This window comes from Nonomuraea sp. NPDC050536, from assembly GCF_044457685.1.
GTDB lineage: Bacteria > Actinomycetota > Actinomycetes > Streptosporangiales > Streptosporangiaceae > Nonomuraea.
On sequence record NZ_JBITHD010000002.1, the window covers coordinates 254,511 to 268,420 of the forward strand.

The 13,910-nt window shown below is 71.7% G+C and carries 10 protein-coding genes; 5 read left to right on the forward strand and 5 right to left on the reverse strand.

Features of this window, described 5'->3' with window-relative positions; genetic code table 11:
- Window positions 1-12 precede the first annotated feature (12 nt).
- The 4 genes from ACIBHX_RS08200 to ACIBHX_RS08215 form a co-directional block, all read right to left on the reverse strand.
- Window positions 13-1,305 carry a DUF5719 family protein gene (locus ACIBHX_RS08200; protein WP_397065449.1) on the reverse strand — a complete coding sequence of 431 codons (1,293 nt, stop codon included), beginning with the start codon at window positions 1,303-1,305 and terminating at the stop codon, window positions 13-15.
- Complete coding sequence (locus ACIBHX_RS08205) at window positions 1,305-4,094, reverse strand: glycosyltransferase family 2 protein (RefSeq protein WP_397065451.1); 2,790 nt, start codon at window positions 4,092-4,094, stop codon at window positions 1,305-1,307. Before ACIBHX_RS08205 ends, ACIBHX_RS08200 begins: the two co-directional genes overlap by 1 nt.
- Before the next feature lie 95 nt (window positions 4,095-4,189).
- The gene (locus tag ACIBHX_RS08210) at window positions 4,190-4,450 is read right to left on the reverse strand and encodes a WhiB family transcriptional regulator (protein ID WP_049564653.1); all 261 of its coding nucleotides are present in this window, start codon (window positions 4,448-4,450) and stop codon (window positions 4,190-4,192) included.
- A gap of 306 nt (window positions 4,451-4,756) precedes the next feature.
- The gene (locus tag ACIBHX_RS08215; RefSeq protein ID WP_397065453.1) at window positions 4,757-6,628 is read right to left on the reverse strand and encodes a hypothetical protein; all 1,872 of its coding nucleotides are present in this window, start codon (window positions 6,626-6,628) and stop codon (window positions 4,757-4,759) included.
- Between the two features lie 182 nt (window positions 6,629-6,810).
- On the opposite strand from ACIBHX_RS08215, the gene cofD reads away from it, so the two are divergent.
- From cofD to ACIBHX_RS08240, 5 genes are all read left to right on the forward strand, one after another.
- A complete protein-coding gene (gene cofD / locus ACIBHX_RS08220) occupies window positions 6,811-7,749 on the forward strand; it encodes a 2-phospho-L-lactate transferase (protein ID WP_397065455.1) in 939 nt (312 codons plus the stop codon).
- A 136-nt stretch (window positions 7,750-7,885) separates the two neighbouring features.
- The gene (locus tag ACIBHX_RS08225) at window positions 7,886-9,001 is read left to right on the forward strand and encodes a coenzyme F420-0:L-glutamate ligase (protein ID WP_397065456.1); all 1,116 of its coding nucleotides are present in this window, start codon (window positions 7,886-7,888) and stop codon (window positions 8,999-9,001) included.
- Between the two features lie 94 nt (window positions 9,002-9,095).
- Window positions 9,096-9,581: a hypothetical protein gene (locus tag ACIBHX_RS08230; protein ID WP_397065457.1), complete on the forward strand. Its 486-nt coding sequence runs from the start codon at window positions 9,096-9,098 to the stop codon at window positions 9,579-9,581.
- Window positions 9,582-10,484: 903 nt separating this feature from the next.
- Window positions 10,485-10,889: a DoxX family protein gene (locus tag ACIBHX_RS08235; RefSeq protein ID WP_397065459.1), complete on the forward strand. Its 405-nt coding sequence runs from the start codon at window positions 10,485-10,487 to the stop codon at window positions 10,887-10,889.
- An 80-nt stretch (window positions 10,890-10,969) separates the two neighbouring features.
- Window positions 10,970-11,701, forward strand: coding sequence for a lytic polysaccharide monooxygenase (locus ACIBHX_RS08240; protein WP_397065461.1), 732 nt, complete (start codon window positions 10,970-10,972; stop codon window positions 11,699-11,701).
- A gap of 411 nt (window positions 11,702-12,112) precedes the next feature.
- On the opposite strand, the gene ACIBHX_RS08245 is transcribed toward ACIBHX_RS08240, so the two are convergent.
- Window positions 12,113-13,855, reverse strand: coding sequence for a substrate-binding and VWA domain-containing protein (locus ACIBHX_RS08245; protein ID WP_397065462.1), 1,743 nt, complete (start codon window positions 13,853-13,855; stop codon window positions 12,113-12,115).
- Window positions 13,856-13,910 lie beyond the last annotated feature (55 nt).

The window sequence follows — 13,910 nt, forward strand, 5'->3', positions numbered from 1 at the left end:
ACGGCCGGCGTCCTAGCGGAGCACCGGGCCGGGATCGTCGCTCAGCCCCGGCAGCACGGCGTAGGCCCGCGCGGGAGCCAGCGGCCGTACGGTCACCAGCACCCCGCCCCCGGCCCGCTCCTGCGTGACCCGCGCGCCGTACACCTGGCCCGACACCGGCGTGACCACGACGCCGTAGTCACCCTTGCCGGGCAGCTTGACCTCCTTGGTGCGCCCGGCGGGGATCGGCACCTCGAACGGCTTGCCGCCGGGCACGACCTGGACCGAGACCTTGCCGGCGCCCGCGGGCGCGGTGAGGACGAGCTTGGACCCCCTGGCGTTGTCTGCCACCGCGCCGCCCAGGTCGAGCGGCGCCGTCCCGGCCGTGAAGGCCACGTCCTGCTCGCTTCCCGTGCCGGTGATGACCATCCCCGCCACGATCGGCGTCTGCGAGGTGAGCACCAGCGCCGCCGCCTCGCCGCCGATGCCGGTGGTGACGTCGAGCGAGGCGACCGCCCCCGCGGGGACGTCGAGCGTCTCGCGGCCCTTCATCGCGTACTCGGCGTCCTGGCTGACCGCCCTGATCTGCACGGTGGCGTCCGTGTCACCGATCGCGGCGACCAGCAGCTCGCGCATCCCGCCACCGCCGGGGATCCCCGGCACGACCACGCGGGTGGCGGGCGGGGCGGCGGCCGGCAGCCAGTCGACGCCCTTGCCCTCGAAGACCGCCCTGGCGGCGACCGCGACACGGCCCTGCCCGGTGGTGACGCTGACGGCCATGATGTCGGCCGAGGGGGCCAGGGTCCGCAGGTCGATGTCGCGGTGCTCGCCCGGCCTGATCTCCAGGCCCAGCCCCTTGTCGCCGGAGATGGGACCCTCGGCGGCGTAGACCTGGACGTCGGCCATCGCGGGCGACTTGTCCACGTTGGCCAGGTGCAGCGTCACGGATGCCTCGGCGGGTCCGGGACCGACCAGCCAGGTGGTGGCGGCGGGCTCGGTGCAGCGCACCCCGGCCAGGCCGCGCTCGCCGCCGCGCGTCACGCGCGTGGTGTAGCCGACCTCGAGGCCGCCGTGCCCGGCGACCACGTACGGCTTGGCGTCCTTGACCGCCTTGGCCGACACGCCGCCCCGCTCGTACACGCTGACCCTGGCCCCGCGCGGCGCGGGGCACACCACCGAGGCCGACTCCACGGCCACCTTGCGAGGTCCCGGCGGTCGCGGCGTCGCGGGGGCGGGCGTGGTCACGTGGGCCACGCCGTACAGCGCGCCGAGCGCGACGAGCACCAGCAGGAACAGCCCGAACCTGTTCTCCACGAACGCCTTCATCAGACCCCCACCAGCACCGGCGCGGGCGCCTCCACCTGCTCGACCGCGGGCTCGCGGCGGCCGGGCGCGGCCAGCACGAGCACCACCAGCACCAGCGCGGCCTGCGTCCACAGCCACGGGGTGTGCAGCGCGTCGCCAGGCCTGACCGGCACGCGCGTGAACGGCTCGGCGACGCGCCACATGCCGCCGGCGTCCGACAGGCTCTCGCGCTGCAGCGACGGCTGCGAGTCCAGCGTCCTGACCAGCTCGTCGCTGACGGGCGGCGCCACGACGACCAGCGCCACGCCCTGCTTGGCCAGCTCCGCCGCGTCCGTGCCGCCGCGCCCGCCGACCAGGCCCTCCGCGGCGACGGCCAGCCGGGCGCGCGCGTCGGAGGCCACCGGCAGCTCCATCTCCCCGATCAGGGGTGTACGGCGGTGCAGCACGGTGAACGAGGATCCCTTGATCACCAGGGTCCGCTCGCCGTGCGGGGTGACGACGACCGCCAGGGCGGGCAGCACGTCGGGCGCGTGGCCACTCAACGGCCCCCGCACGCCGGTGTACAGCCAGAACCCGGCGGCCAGCAGCGGCGTGCTGAACGCCACGGCGATGACCAGCGCGGCCGCGGCCTTCTTGATCCCGCCCCCGGCTCGCAGCTCCCTCAGCCGGTGCGCGGTCAGCCCGGCCAGCACCAGCAGCCCGGTCGCCGCCAGCGCGAGCGGCACCCCGGGCCAGGCCCGCGCGCCCGCCACACTGATGCGGCTGACCAGGATGGCCGCGAGCACGCCGTACAGCGCGATGCCCCAGCCGATCGCCACGATCATCCGCTGCCTGCGGAGCAGCAGGGCCGCAAGCGCGGTCGCGATCAGGCCCGCGGTCACCCAGAACGGCGGCAGTCCAGGGCCGCCCGGACTGAAGGTCAGCAGCGCCTGGGGCGCCAGCGCCTGGTCCACCAGAGCGGGATCGTGCAGCCCCGCCTCGAGCAGGATCCGCCCCGGATCGGTGACGAGCCCGGCCAGCCAGGGCAGCAGCAGCGCCACGGGTACGGCCAGCACGATCGCGATGGAGACCGTCAGGCCCCGCCGTACCCCTCCGTAGGCGACGGCGGCGAGCACCGCCAGCACCGCGACCAGCGGGTAGACCAGCGGCACGAACGCGGTACCGACCGCGAGCAGCAGGCCGAAACCCCAGGCGGCGCGGCGGGCGCGGCGCCGGTCGGGCGCCATCAGCTGCACGCCCAGGTTGGCGTAGACGGGCAGCAGCACGAAGACCACCGCGGTGCCGAGCCGCCCCGCGGCGATCGCGCCGGTCGCGACCGGCAGCAGCGCGTACGTGGCGGCCAGCCACATCCGCGCCGACACCGCGGGGACGATCCGCCGCGTGGCCAGGTAGGCGCACGCTCCGGCCAGCGGCACCGAGCCGAGCAGCAGCACCGACACGGCCAGCCAGGTCTTGCCGAGCGCCAGCGTGGACAGCGCCGCGACCACCGCGACGTACGGCGGCGCCCAGTCGGTCGAGCCGAGACCGATGTCGTGGAAGCCCTCGGTGTAGAACCCCCACAGGTCGGACGCGCCGCCGGACACCGGGACGAGCGCGCCGCCGCCGAGCAGCCCGTCGCCCGGCAGCGACCGCTCGGCCACCAGCGTGATCACGGTCAGCGCGGCCACCAGCCAGAGGCCGGGGCGGCCGAGGAAGCGTTTGACGGAGCCGGAGTCGTCGATGGCCACCGCGTCGTCCTCGTCGGCGGAGGCGTGGTGGCGTCCCTCGGCGGCGCTCTCGCCCGCCAGGAAGCTCTGGGCCATGTCGGCCAGCCTCCGGTAGGCCTCTCCCGGGGGCGTCAGCAACCGTCTGATGCGGTTGTATCCCTTCTTGCGGCCGTCGCGGCGCGCCCGGCGCGCCCCCAGCAGCCGGAAGGGATGGATCAGGATCGAGCCGAGCGCCACCAGTTCGTCCAGCGCGCTGGCGGGCTGCTTGCCCACCACGTACAGCACGGTTCTGAACAGCGAGCCGAACACGTTCCTGAGCAGCGCCCAGAGCATCGCGCGGAACGGCAGGTTCGCCATGATCACGAAGATCGCGTTGCGCCGGTCGAGCCGCCGCGGATGGTCGCCGCTGACCGTGATCCTGCGCCTCCTGCGGGCCGCGGCCTCGGCGTGCCAGGCCACGGCGGAGGTCACGACCAGCACGCGGTGCCCGGCGTTGCGCACCCGCCAGCACAGGTCGAGGTCGTCGCGGAACAGCGGGAAGAACGGGTCGAGCCCGCCCACGCGCTCCCAGACGTCGCGCCTGATCAGCATGCCCGCGGTCGACACCGACAGCACCTCCCGGGTGCCGTCGTGCTGGCCCTGGTCGAACTCGCGCGGCTCGAGCCCGGTGTCCCTGCGGCCCGTGCGGTCCACGGTCACGCCCACCTCGAGCAGGCGCCTGCGGTCGAGCCAGTCGCGCAGCTTGGGGCCGAGCACCGCGGCCTTGGGGTCCTGCTGGGCGGCCCACAGCAGGGCCTCGAGCGCGTGCGGGTCGGGGGCGCAGTCGTCGTGGAGCAGCCAGATCCACTCCTCGTCCGCATACGGCAGCCGATCGAGCACCTGGGCGACGGCCTCGCCGAATCCGGTCGAGCGGGGCAGGCCGAGCAGGTTGCCCTCGCCGAGCGCCTGCTTGATCAGGGCGGCGGAGTTGTCGCGGCTGCCGTTGTCGACGCCGGCCACACGATCGGGCAGGCGGCTCTGCCGCAGCAGCCCCTGCAGGGTCTCCCCGAGCCAGCGGCCGCCGTCGTGGGCCACGACGATCGCGGTGACGAAGGGACGGGACATCGGTGCTCGGCTCCTGGGGGTTGATCAGGCGCCGACCACCATACATGCGAAAAAGGGTCACACGGCAGCCCGCGTGACCCCTCCCGCATATATCCCTAAACGGCCTGGCGCTTGATCCGTCTGCGCTCCCGTTCCGACAGTCCACCCCAGATGCCGAAGCGCTCATCGTGCTCGAGCGCGTATTCAAGGCACTCGGCACGGACCTCGCACGATCGGCAGACCTTCTTGGCCTCTCGGGTAGAGCCGCCCTTCTCCGGGAAGAACGCCTCCGGATCGGTCTGCGCGCAGAGCGCGCGTTCCTGCCATCCGAGTTCTTCAGCGTCAAGCTGATCCTGTGCGATGACCAGATCGGTCACTGCACACCTCCCTGCCGCCCGCCCGCAATGGAGCCCCCCATGAACGCCTTCCTAGTACCCACCCACAGGAAGGCGTAACAACATGGTTGTAATTACACGCGCGTCTTGTATCCGACGTCAAGCGGCATGCCGCTATCCGGGGAAAGACCAGCTCTCGCCCCGGTGTGCATGGCATGTGATGTTCGCGGCCCCAGCCCATGGGGTTGGCCTGGGGTGTTCAACGCTGTCAGCGGTCGGAACCGTACCAGGGCGGGATTGACCCCCGCCCGTGGCCCACCTTCTCTCTAGCCGCTCTTTGCGGGCCCGTTACCTGCGAGGCTCGTTGGGGGTGTATATGGCGGTGGGATCGATCGGGTCGTCTCCCTGCGGGGGATGCCCGCCGAACATCGACGGGTCCAACCTGACCGTCGAATCGCCGGGCGGCTCCGTCCAGCCCTGGTGTTGCGGCTGGTAAGCGTTGGGCTGTGGCTCGTAGCCGCCCTGATGCTGAGGCTGCTGCGGATGGCCGAACGGGCTGCCGCCGTAGTCGGGCACCTTCAGCTCGGGCTGGGTGCCCGGGTTCGAGTGCTGGTAGCTCTCCGCCTGCTGGTAGGCGTCCATCAGCTGCTGCGACCTCGGGTCCGACTGCTCGAAGGCCGGCGGGCGCTCGTAGTACGCCTGCTGCTCCTGCTGGGGGTACGGCAGGCCGGGCGCGGTCTCGGCGTGTCCGTGCGCCGGGGCGTAGTCCGGCGGGGCGTACGGGTTGTGCTGGCCGTCGGGGGTGGGGTAGTCCGTCGGCGCCGGGGTCGGATACGCGTTGCCGTACACGTTGGGCTGGCTGTCCGCCGGGACGTAGGGGGCGGGCTGGTAGCCGGCGTCGGGGAGGGTCTCCGACGGGGTGTAGGCGGCCTGCTGGCCGTACTGGGGCTGCTCGGGCTGCGCGAAGCCGTGGTCCTGGGGTGGGGTGTAGGCCTGCTCGGGGGGCGTGTAGTGGTGCTGCTCGGCCGGGGCGTACTGCTGCTGGTCGACGGGAGCGTATTGCTGCTGGTCGACCGGCGCGTACTGCTGCGGCTGCTCGGCCTGCGGGTAGGTCTGCTGCTCGGCCGGGGCATAGGGGGACTGCTCGGCCGGGGCGTACTGCTGATGCTGCGGCTCGGCGGGCGCGTACTGCTGCTGGTCGACGGGCGCGTACTGCTGCGGCTGCTCGGCCTGCGGGTAGGTCTGCTGCTCCACCGGGGCGTAGGGGTTCTGCTCTACCGGGTACTGCTGCGGCTGGTCGGCCTGCGGGTAAGCCTGCTGCTCCGCCGGGGTGTACTGCTGATGCTGCTGCTCGACCGGGGCGTAAGGCTGCTCGACCGGGGCTGGGGCCGGGGGCAAGGCTGGAGGCAGGGCCGGCCGGACCTGGGCGGTCGGGGGCTCCTGGTACGGCTCCTGCGGGGCGGCGTAGGTCTGGTCGGGCTGGGCGTACTGCTGCGCGCCGGTGGGGGGTTGCTGGCCGTACGGGGACTGCTCGGGCTGGCCGTACAGGGGCTGCTGGCCGAACTGCGGCTGCTGGGCGCCGGTGGGGGGCTGCGACGCGTACTGCTGGCCGTAGGCGGGCTGCTGCTCGGCGACGGGGGGCTGCTGGCCGTACAGCGGCTGCTGGTCCTGCTGGCCGTACTGGGCGCCCGTGGGGGGCTGCTGGCCGTAACCCTGCTGTGGGAACGCCTGGCCGTACCCCTGCTGCTGGGGGAAGTTCTGCTGGCCGTAACCGAAGGCGGGGGCGGCGGGGCGGTCGGGCAGGACCTGTGGGAGCAGGTAGACCAGCGCGATGCCGCTCAACGCCAGGCTGGGGGCACTGGTGAGCAGGAACTCCGCCGCGCCACGGGCGCCGCCGCCGGCGAACAGGCCGAGGATCAGCGAGGCGGCGCCGAAGAGCGTGGACAGGCCGAGGCCGGCGGCCGCGCCGTACGCGAAGAGCCTGGCCTTGGGCGAGGGGTCGCCCACCTTGGTGACGAGCAGGAACGCGCCCAGGAGCAGCGCTGTGACGACAGGGCTGGTGAGACCCGACAGGCCGACGGACGCGCGCTCGGCGAAGGAGCCGTATCCGGAGCCTCCGACCAGCACCCTTTCGATGGCCACGAGGATGTCGAGCAGGCCGGCGGCCAGCATGATCCACGCGGCCGGTTCCTTCAGCCGGGTTACATCGAGTTTGCTCACAACTACCCCCATCGCGCCCCTTTGGCCCGAGTGGAGTTTGCCACATGACTGACTTCGGCGGCGGGAGTCCCAGCAACCTCACCTACCACATCTACCTGTTTGTAATGATTTTTCAGGGCATGTGGGACCTGAAACGTGACTCCCCAGACAGGGTTGTCGGGGCACGATGCGAGACTGACCGCATGCACATCGTGTCCCTCGCCGGCGGCATCGGCGGCGCCCGCTTCCTGCGCGGTCTGCGTGCCGCGGCCCCCGACGCCGACATCACCGTGATCGGCAACACCGGTGACGACATCACCCTGTTCGGTCTGCGGGTCTGCCCCGACCTCGACACCGTGATGTACACGCTGGGCGGCGGCATCGACGAGGAGCAGGGCTGGGGGCGAGCCAAGGAGTCCCACGTCGTCAAGGAGGAGCTCGCGGCCTACGGGGTGGAGCCGCAGTGGTTCGGGCTCGGCGACCGCGACTTCGCCACGCACATCGTGCGCTCACAGATGCTGGAGGCGGGCTATCCGCTCTCGCAGATCACCGAGGCGCTGTGCGCGCGCTGGCAGCCCGGGGTCCGGTTGCTGCCGATGAGCGACGACCGGTGCGAGACGCACGTGGTGATCAACGACGCTCAGGGGCGGCGGGCGGTCCACTTCCAGGAGTGGTGGGTACGGCTGCGCGCCTCGGTGCCCGCCGAGTCCATCGCCCTGGTCGGCGTGGACACGGCCCGGCCAGCGCCCGGGGTGCTTGAGGCGATCGCCTCCGCCGATTTCGTGATTTTTCCGCCTTCCAACCCGGTCGTCTCGATCGGCACGATCCTCCAGGTTCCCGGGATCCGCGAGGCGCTCCTGCCCAAGACGGTCGTCGGGGTCTCGCCCATCATCGGCGGCGCCCCCGTCCGCGGCATGGCCGACGCCTGCCTCACGGCCATCGGCGTGGAGACCACCGCCCAGGCGGTCCTCGACCTCTACGGCTCCGACCTCGTCAACGGGTGGCTGGTGGCGGAGGAGGACGCCGACGTCTCCCTGTCCGGCGTCCAGGTGGAAGCCCGCCCCCTCCTCATGAACTCCCCCGACGCCACCACCGCCCTGGCCCGAGCCGCCCTAACCCTCGCCCAGGCCCTAACCCCATGACCCCCACCCACCCGCCATCGGGCCGCGGGCAGCGCGGGCCCAGGTGCCCGTATCGAGGCGACGGGGCGGGGGAAGGGGTGGCGGTGGTGTGGGGGGTGTGGTCTTGCAGGTGGTAGGTGGAGGGGAGGACTTGGCGGTGGAGGGTGTCGCGCGGGCGGCCGTGGTGGTGGTGCCTGTGATGGGGATCGGGGAGGTGCTGCCGGGGGATGACGTGGCGGCGCTGCTTGACGGCGTCGAGGTGCGCGACGGCGACATCCTGGTGATCACGTCGAAGATCGTGAGCAAGGCCGAGGGCCGCATCCGCAAGGCCCCCGACAGGACCGCCGCCATCATGGAGGAGACCGAGCGGGTCGTGGCCAGGCGCGGCGACACGGTGATCTCCCAGACCCGCCACGGTTTCGTGATGGCCGCCGCCGGGGTGGACGCCTCGAACACCGAGCCGGGCACCGTACTGCTGCTCCCCGAGGACTCCGACGCCTCGGCCCGCCGTATCAGGGCGAAGCTCGGCAAGCGCGTGGGCGTCATCATCTCGGACACGTTCGGACGCCCGTGGCGGCACGGCCTGACCGACGTGGCGATCGGGGCCGCGGGCGTGATCCCGCTGGAGGACTACCGCGGCGGCCACGACACCCACGGCAACCCGCTGAACGCCACCGTGACCGCCCTCGCCGACGAGATCGCCGCGGCCGCGGAGCTGGTCAAGGGCAAGCTCGCCGGCGTTCCGATCGCGATCGTGCGCGGCCTGGCTCACCTGGTCACAGCCGACGACGGGCCCGGCGTCCGCCCGCTCATCCGCCCCGCCGACGAGGACCTCTTCCGTTACGGCTCCCGCGACGTCGTCACGGCCCGCCGTACCGTCACGGAATTCTCGGACGAGCCGGTCGACCTGTCAGCGGTACGGCGAGCCGTGGCGGCGGCCGTCACGGCGCCGCACGACGGAGACCCGGTGCGGTACGTCCTGGTCGAGTCCGCCGAGCTGCGGCGGAAGCTGCACGACGCGCCGCTGGTGGTCGTGCCGTGCCGGGTCGCTCCTGGCGGCGAGGCGCCGGCGGGGGCGGCCGTGGAGAACCTGCTGATCCAGCTGGCGATGGAGGGCCTGGGGTCGGCGTGGTATCGGCGTCCGGTCCCTGCGGATCTGCTCGATCTGCCCGAGTCGTGGACGCCGGTGGGATACGTCACGGTCGGCCACCCCGCCAACCCCGCGCCCGATCGACCGCCGATCGACCCGGACGACTTCATCGTCGTCCGCTGACCGCACGCGAAGGGGGCGTGGCCCGCTGAGCCACGCCCCCACGTATTCGTTAGAGCCCGCTGACGTGCGCGGGAACCGGCAGCTTCTTCGAGAAATGCCCGGGCGACTGCCCGTGCTGTCCGGGGAAGCGCGACCGCTGACCCGGGAACTGACCCTGCTGCCCAGGGAAGCGGGACTGCTTACCGGGGAACTGCGACCGCTGACCCGGGAACTGGGCGTTCTGCCCAGGGAAGCGAGAGTGCTTACCAGGGAACTGCGAACGCTGACCCGGGAACTGCGAACGCTGACCCGGGAACTGACCCTGCTGCCCAGGGAAGCGGGACTGCTTACCAGGGAACTGCGAACGCTGACCCGGGAACTGACCCTGCTGCCCAGGGAAGCGAGAGTGCTTACCAGGGAACTGCGAACGCTGACCCGGGAACTGACCCTGCTGCCCAGGGAAGCGAGAGTGCTTACCAGGGAACTGCGACCGCTGACCCGGGAACTGACCCTGCTGCCCAGGGAAGCGAGAGTGCTTACCGGGGAACTGCTGACCTGGGAACTGGGCGTTCTGGCCTGGGGACTGCGGACGCTGGCCTAGGTTGCGGGCGCCGGGACCTTGGTTGCGAGCCTGGCGGTCCGGTCGGCGATTGAAGTCCTTGAGGGCGCGAGGGACACGATCCTCCGGGCGACGGGGACGGTGAGCCCGAAGCCAGGCCGACGGATTCCGCGGGGTGAACCGATCACCGTCTTGGTAGTTGCGCGGCTGCTTGCCGTTGGGCAGCCGCGGGCCGGAACCACGGAGCTGCGGGCCGTTGCGGTCGATGGGGCGAGGCCCTGTCACCGGGTCGGCGAGCCGAGCGGCACCGGTGACGGGCCGAAGCGCGCTGTCCGCCGGACGAGGACGGTCGGGAGAGGCGGGAAGGGCGTCCTCGACGCCGGGGCGGGGCTCGGGACGAGGGGGACCGACGATGTCCGCGGCGGCCCCGTGCAGGCGCGCCACCTTGATGTGGCCCGTGGCCATCTTCCGCGAGTCGGCGTCGAGCGCCAGCACGCTGTAGGTGCCCGGCGCGATGCCCCGCCTGATCGTGGCCGTTCCCATGCTCCCGCTGAGCTGGACCGGGTCGGTGAACGCTTCGGAGGCCACCGTCGCGAACTGACCCCTGCTGGGCGCCTGGACGTGCACCTGCGACCCGGGCCTGGCCTTGGCCGGATTGACATGCACCTTGGGATGGCTCGCGGCGACGGCCGGTACGGCGGACAGCGCGAGCCCTCCTGCCGCCACCACCGCCCCCGCGACCAGAGCTTTGACCTGCATGAGAACGACTCCCTTACCCCCGAAGATCAGCTGACCATCCGCAAGGTCCCCGGGAGTTGGTCGGGCGACACTCGACAACCGCTCATGTTTCGCCCATGGACATAACGGCGCGTTATGGCCGGATGCGATGTTCACTCTTAGGAAAGCTTCCTTTACGTTGAGGTCACCCCCACGAAGGAGCTCTTCATGGAGCGCATCCATGACGCCGTGGTCTCGCTGTTCCGCGTGGTGGTGGGCCTGCTGTTCGCCTGCCACGGCGCCGCCACCCTGTTCGGCGTGCTGGGCGGCCCGCGCGGCGGCGGCGCACCACCCCCGATCGGCGCGTGGCCCGACTGGTGGGCCGCCGTGATCGAGCTGGTCGCCGGCGGCCTGGTCATGGTCGGCCTGGCCACCCGCGCCGCCGCCCTGCTCTGCTCGGGCACGATGGCCTTCGCCTACTTCACCGTCCACCAGCCCAAGGGCCTCTTCCCGCTGATCAACGGCGGCGAGCCGGCGGCCCTGTTCTGCTGGTCGTTCCTGCTGCTCGTGCTGATCGGCAGCGGCCCCTGGTCCTTCGACACCCTGGTGTCCCGAGTCAGAAGGAAACGCTGACCGCTGTCAACCCGGCATTTACCCTTAGGAAACTTTCCTTTAGATTCGGGGTATCCCCCCATGTAAAGGAGCCAGCCTTCATGAGAAGAGTGCTCACCTTACTCAGCGCCGCGGTGATCACGCTCGCGGCCACCATCGTCGCGTCCGGCCCCGCCATGGCGCACGGCTACGTCAACTCCCCGCCCAGCCGCCAGGCGCTCTGCGCGCAGGGCAAGGTGCCCGACTGCGGCGAGATCATCTACGAGCCGCAGAGCGTGGAGGGCCCCAAGGGCCTGCGCAGCTGCGACGGCGGCAACGCCCGCTTCGCCGAGCTGAGCGACGAGAGCAAGCCGTGGCCCGCCACGTCGGTCGGCACCACGGTGAACTTCACCTGGACCTTCACCGCCCGGCACGCCACGCTCAACTACGAGTACTACATCGGCAACACCCGGGTGGCCGTCGTCAACGGCAACGGCCAGCAACCGCCCGCCACGGTGACCCACACCGTGAACCTGTCCGGATACTCGGGCCGCCAGAAGGTGCTGGCCATCTGGAACATCTCCGACACGGCCAACGCCTTCTACTCCTGCATCGACCTCCAGATAGGCGGCGGTGGCGGCACCCCCACGCCGACGCCCACCCCGACCCCCACCCCCACCCCGACGCCGACGCCGACCCCCACGGTCCCGTCGGGCACCTGGGCGGCCAACCACGCCTACGCGATCGGTGACCAGGTGACGTACGCGGGCACCGGCTACCGCTGCGTCCAGGCGCACACCTCGCTCCCCGGCTGGGAACCCCCGAACACCCCAGCCCTCTGGCAGCGCCTCTAACCGAAGACCTGGGTGGGTGCCACCGGGGGCACCCACCCAACCCCTCGAGGGGGCAAGTTACATTCAGGCGATGTTCGCTACCTCTGCGTAGCAAGAATGCACGTGCGAATGCACGTGCATTTTCACGTGCATTCCTCCATAATCGCCCGCATGGCATTGCCGCTCAGGCGAGCCCGGCTCAGTGGAGGTTGGTCCAGGTGGGGTTACTCAGCCCGCAGCACCATGACGAAGGTCGGCGCCGTCGGATGTGGCGGATCGCCGCCATCTGCGGGGCAGCGGGCGCGGTCTCTGTCGCCGTCGCCGTTCAGCCGACCTGGGCGATCCCCGTGGGAGCAGGCGTGACCGTGGCCGCACTGTTGAAGGACCTCGTCTCCCGGCGAGACAGGAACGATGACGGCTGAGCCAGGTGCGTTACTTGGAACAGGTCGGGTGGCAGAGGCGGCGGGCCAGGGCGCTGAGGAAGACGTCGATGATCTCGTCCGGTTTCTGCGCCACGTGCAGCGAGCCGTTGGTCACCTCGGTGATCCGCGACAGGGCGGCGGTGTCCACGTTGGTCCCGAAGGCGATGACGACGATCTGCACCGGCCGCGACGGATCCCACTCCCGGCGCAGCTTGTCGACGAGCTGGGGCAGTGTGACGCCGTGGCCGTCGTCCTTGCCCGCCGTGATGACGAGCAGGGTGTTGTTCATCTCCTCCCGGTAGGAGCTGGTGACCGAGCGGAACCCGCTGAGGATCGTGTCGTACAGGGAGCTGTCCAGCTCCCCGTGGGCGGTGATGGTGCTGGTGAGCTCGTCGAGGCGGCCGCGCCGTACCACCTGGCCCGACTCGGGCCGGTTGATCGGCCCGAGCCCGACCCGCTGGCGGTACGGCTTGAGCCGGTCGATGCCCTGGGCGAACTCCCACAGGCCCATGTGCGTGGACTCGGGGAAGAGCTGCAGGCCGATCTTGGCCGCGGCCAGCGCGACCCCCAGCCGGGTGGTGTCCTTGAGCGGTTCGGCCATGTGCTTGGAGGTGTCGGCCAGCACGAGGATGTTGGTCGGCGGCGCCAGGCGGCTCCAGGCCTGCAGGGCGTCGTCGATGTCCTGGGCCGAGACGGACGGCCGGGTCTTGGGCTGGTCGGTGGGGATCTGCGGGCCGGGCGAGATCGGCCCGAGCGTGCCGTCGCCTGATCTGAAGCCCGCCCGCCGTACCATCTGCTGCGCGTCGGGGCCGCGCAGCCAGTCGGCGAAGACCGTCGAGGCCTCGGCGACCGTCGGGTCGGTGGCGGTCACCACGTAGGGGTAGTCGAGGTTGATCGTGCCCTCGCGCGGGTGCAGCGCCACGACCGGGTCGGCGGAGGGCCGCCGGTTGTGGTCCCAGACGGACTGCTCGGGCACGATGACGACCGGCCGCTTCCAGAACGAGTGGTCGTCCACGGCGGCCAGCATGGTCCGGTAGTCGGGCGCGGATCCCGCCTGCGCCCACCGGACGAACGCGGTGAGCGCCTTGTCGGCGCTCGGCCCGCTGCCCACCACGTCACGGGCGGCGGCCACCGTGGCGATGCCCGCCCCGGCCAGCGACGGGTCGGGCACGCGCACCACGTCGGGCTCGTCGGCGTTGGGCCGCAGCCGCCCGCGCACGGTCGGGGGGAAGACCATGCGCCAGTTCATCTCGGTCTTGCCCACGGCGAAGCGCTGCGCCAGCGAGGAGCGGGTGGCGAACACCAGCGGCGAGGTGGCCACCACGCTCTCGCCCGCGGGCAGCGCGGCTGCCCCCTGCTTGCGGGCCAGCCGGATCCAGGCCGAGGAGTCGGCGATCCAGCCGTCGGGCCGCTCGCGCAGCACGCCGGCCTTGTCTCCGATGAGCGTGCGCAGCACGGTGGCCGGCGGCTGCTCGGTCACCTGGACCAGCACGCACCGGCCGCCGACGGTGGCCTTGGTGTCGTTGAAGCGCCCGGCCGCCTCCATGGCCACCGGCGCGACGTCGACCGCGGCGGCCACGCTGACCAGAACAGGCTCTCGTGTGGAGCACAGCGCGCCGCCGCCGCCGAGTAACACGACGAGCGTGCCCGCCACCACGGCGAGCACCGCGACACCTGCCAATATGCCGCGCCACAGGGCCTTTCTCCTGCGCTGCTCGGGACCTGGCGCGGCACGATGCTGTCCAAACGACACGGCGACGATTCTCCCAACCAGCCCCATGGGGGGCGCAAGGGCCGGTAGAACTTGT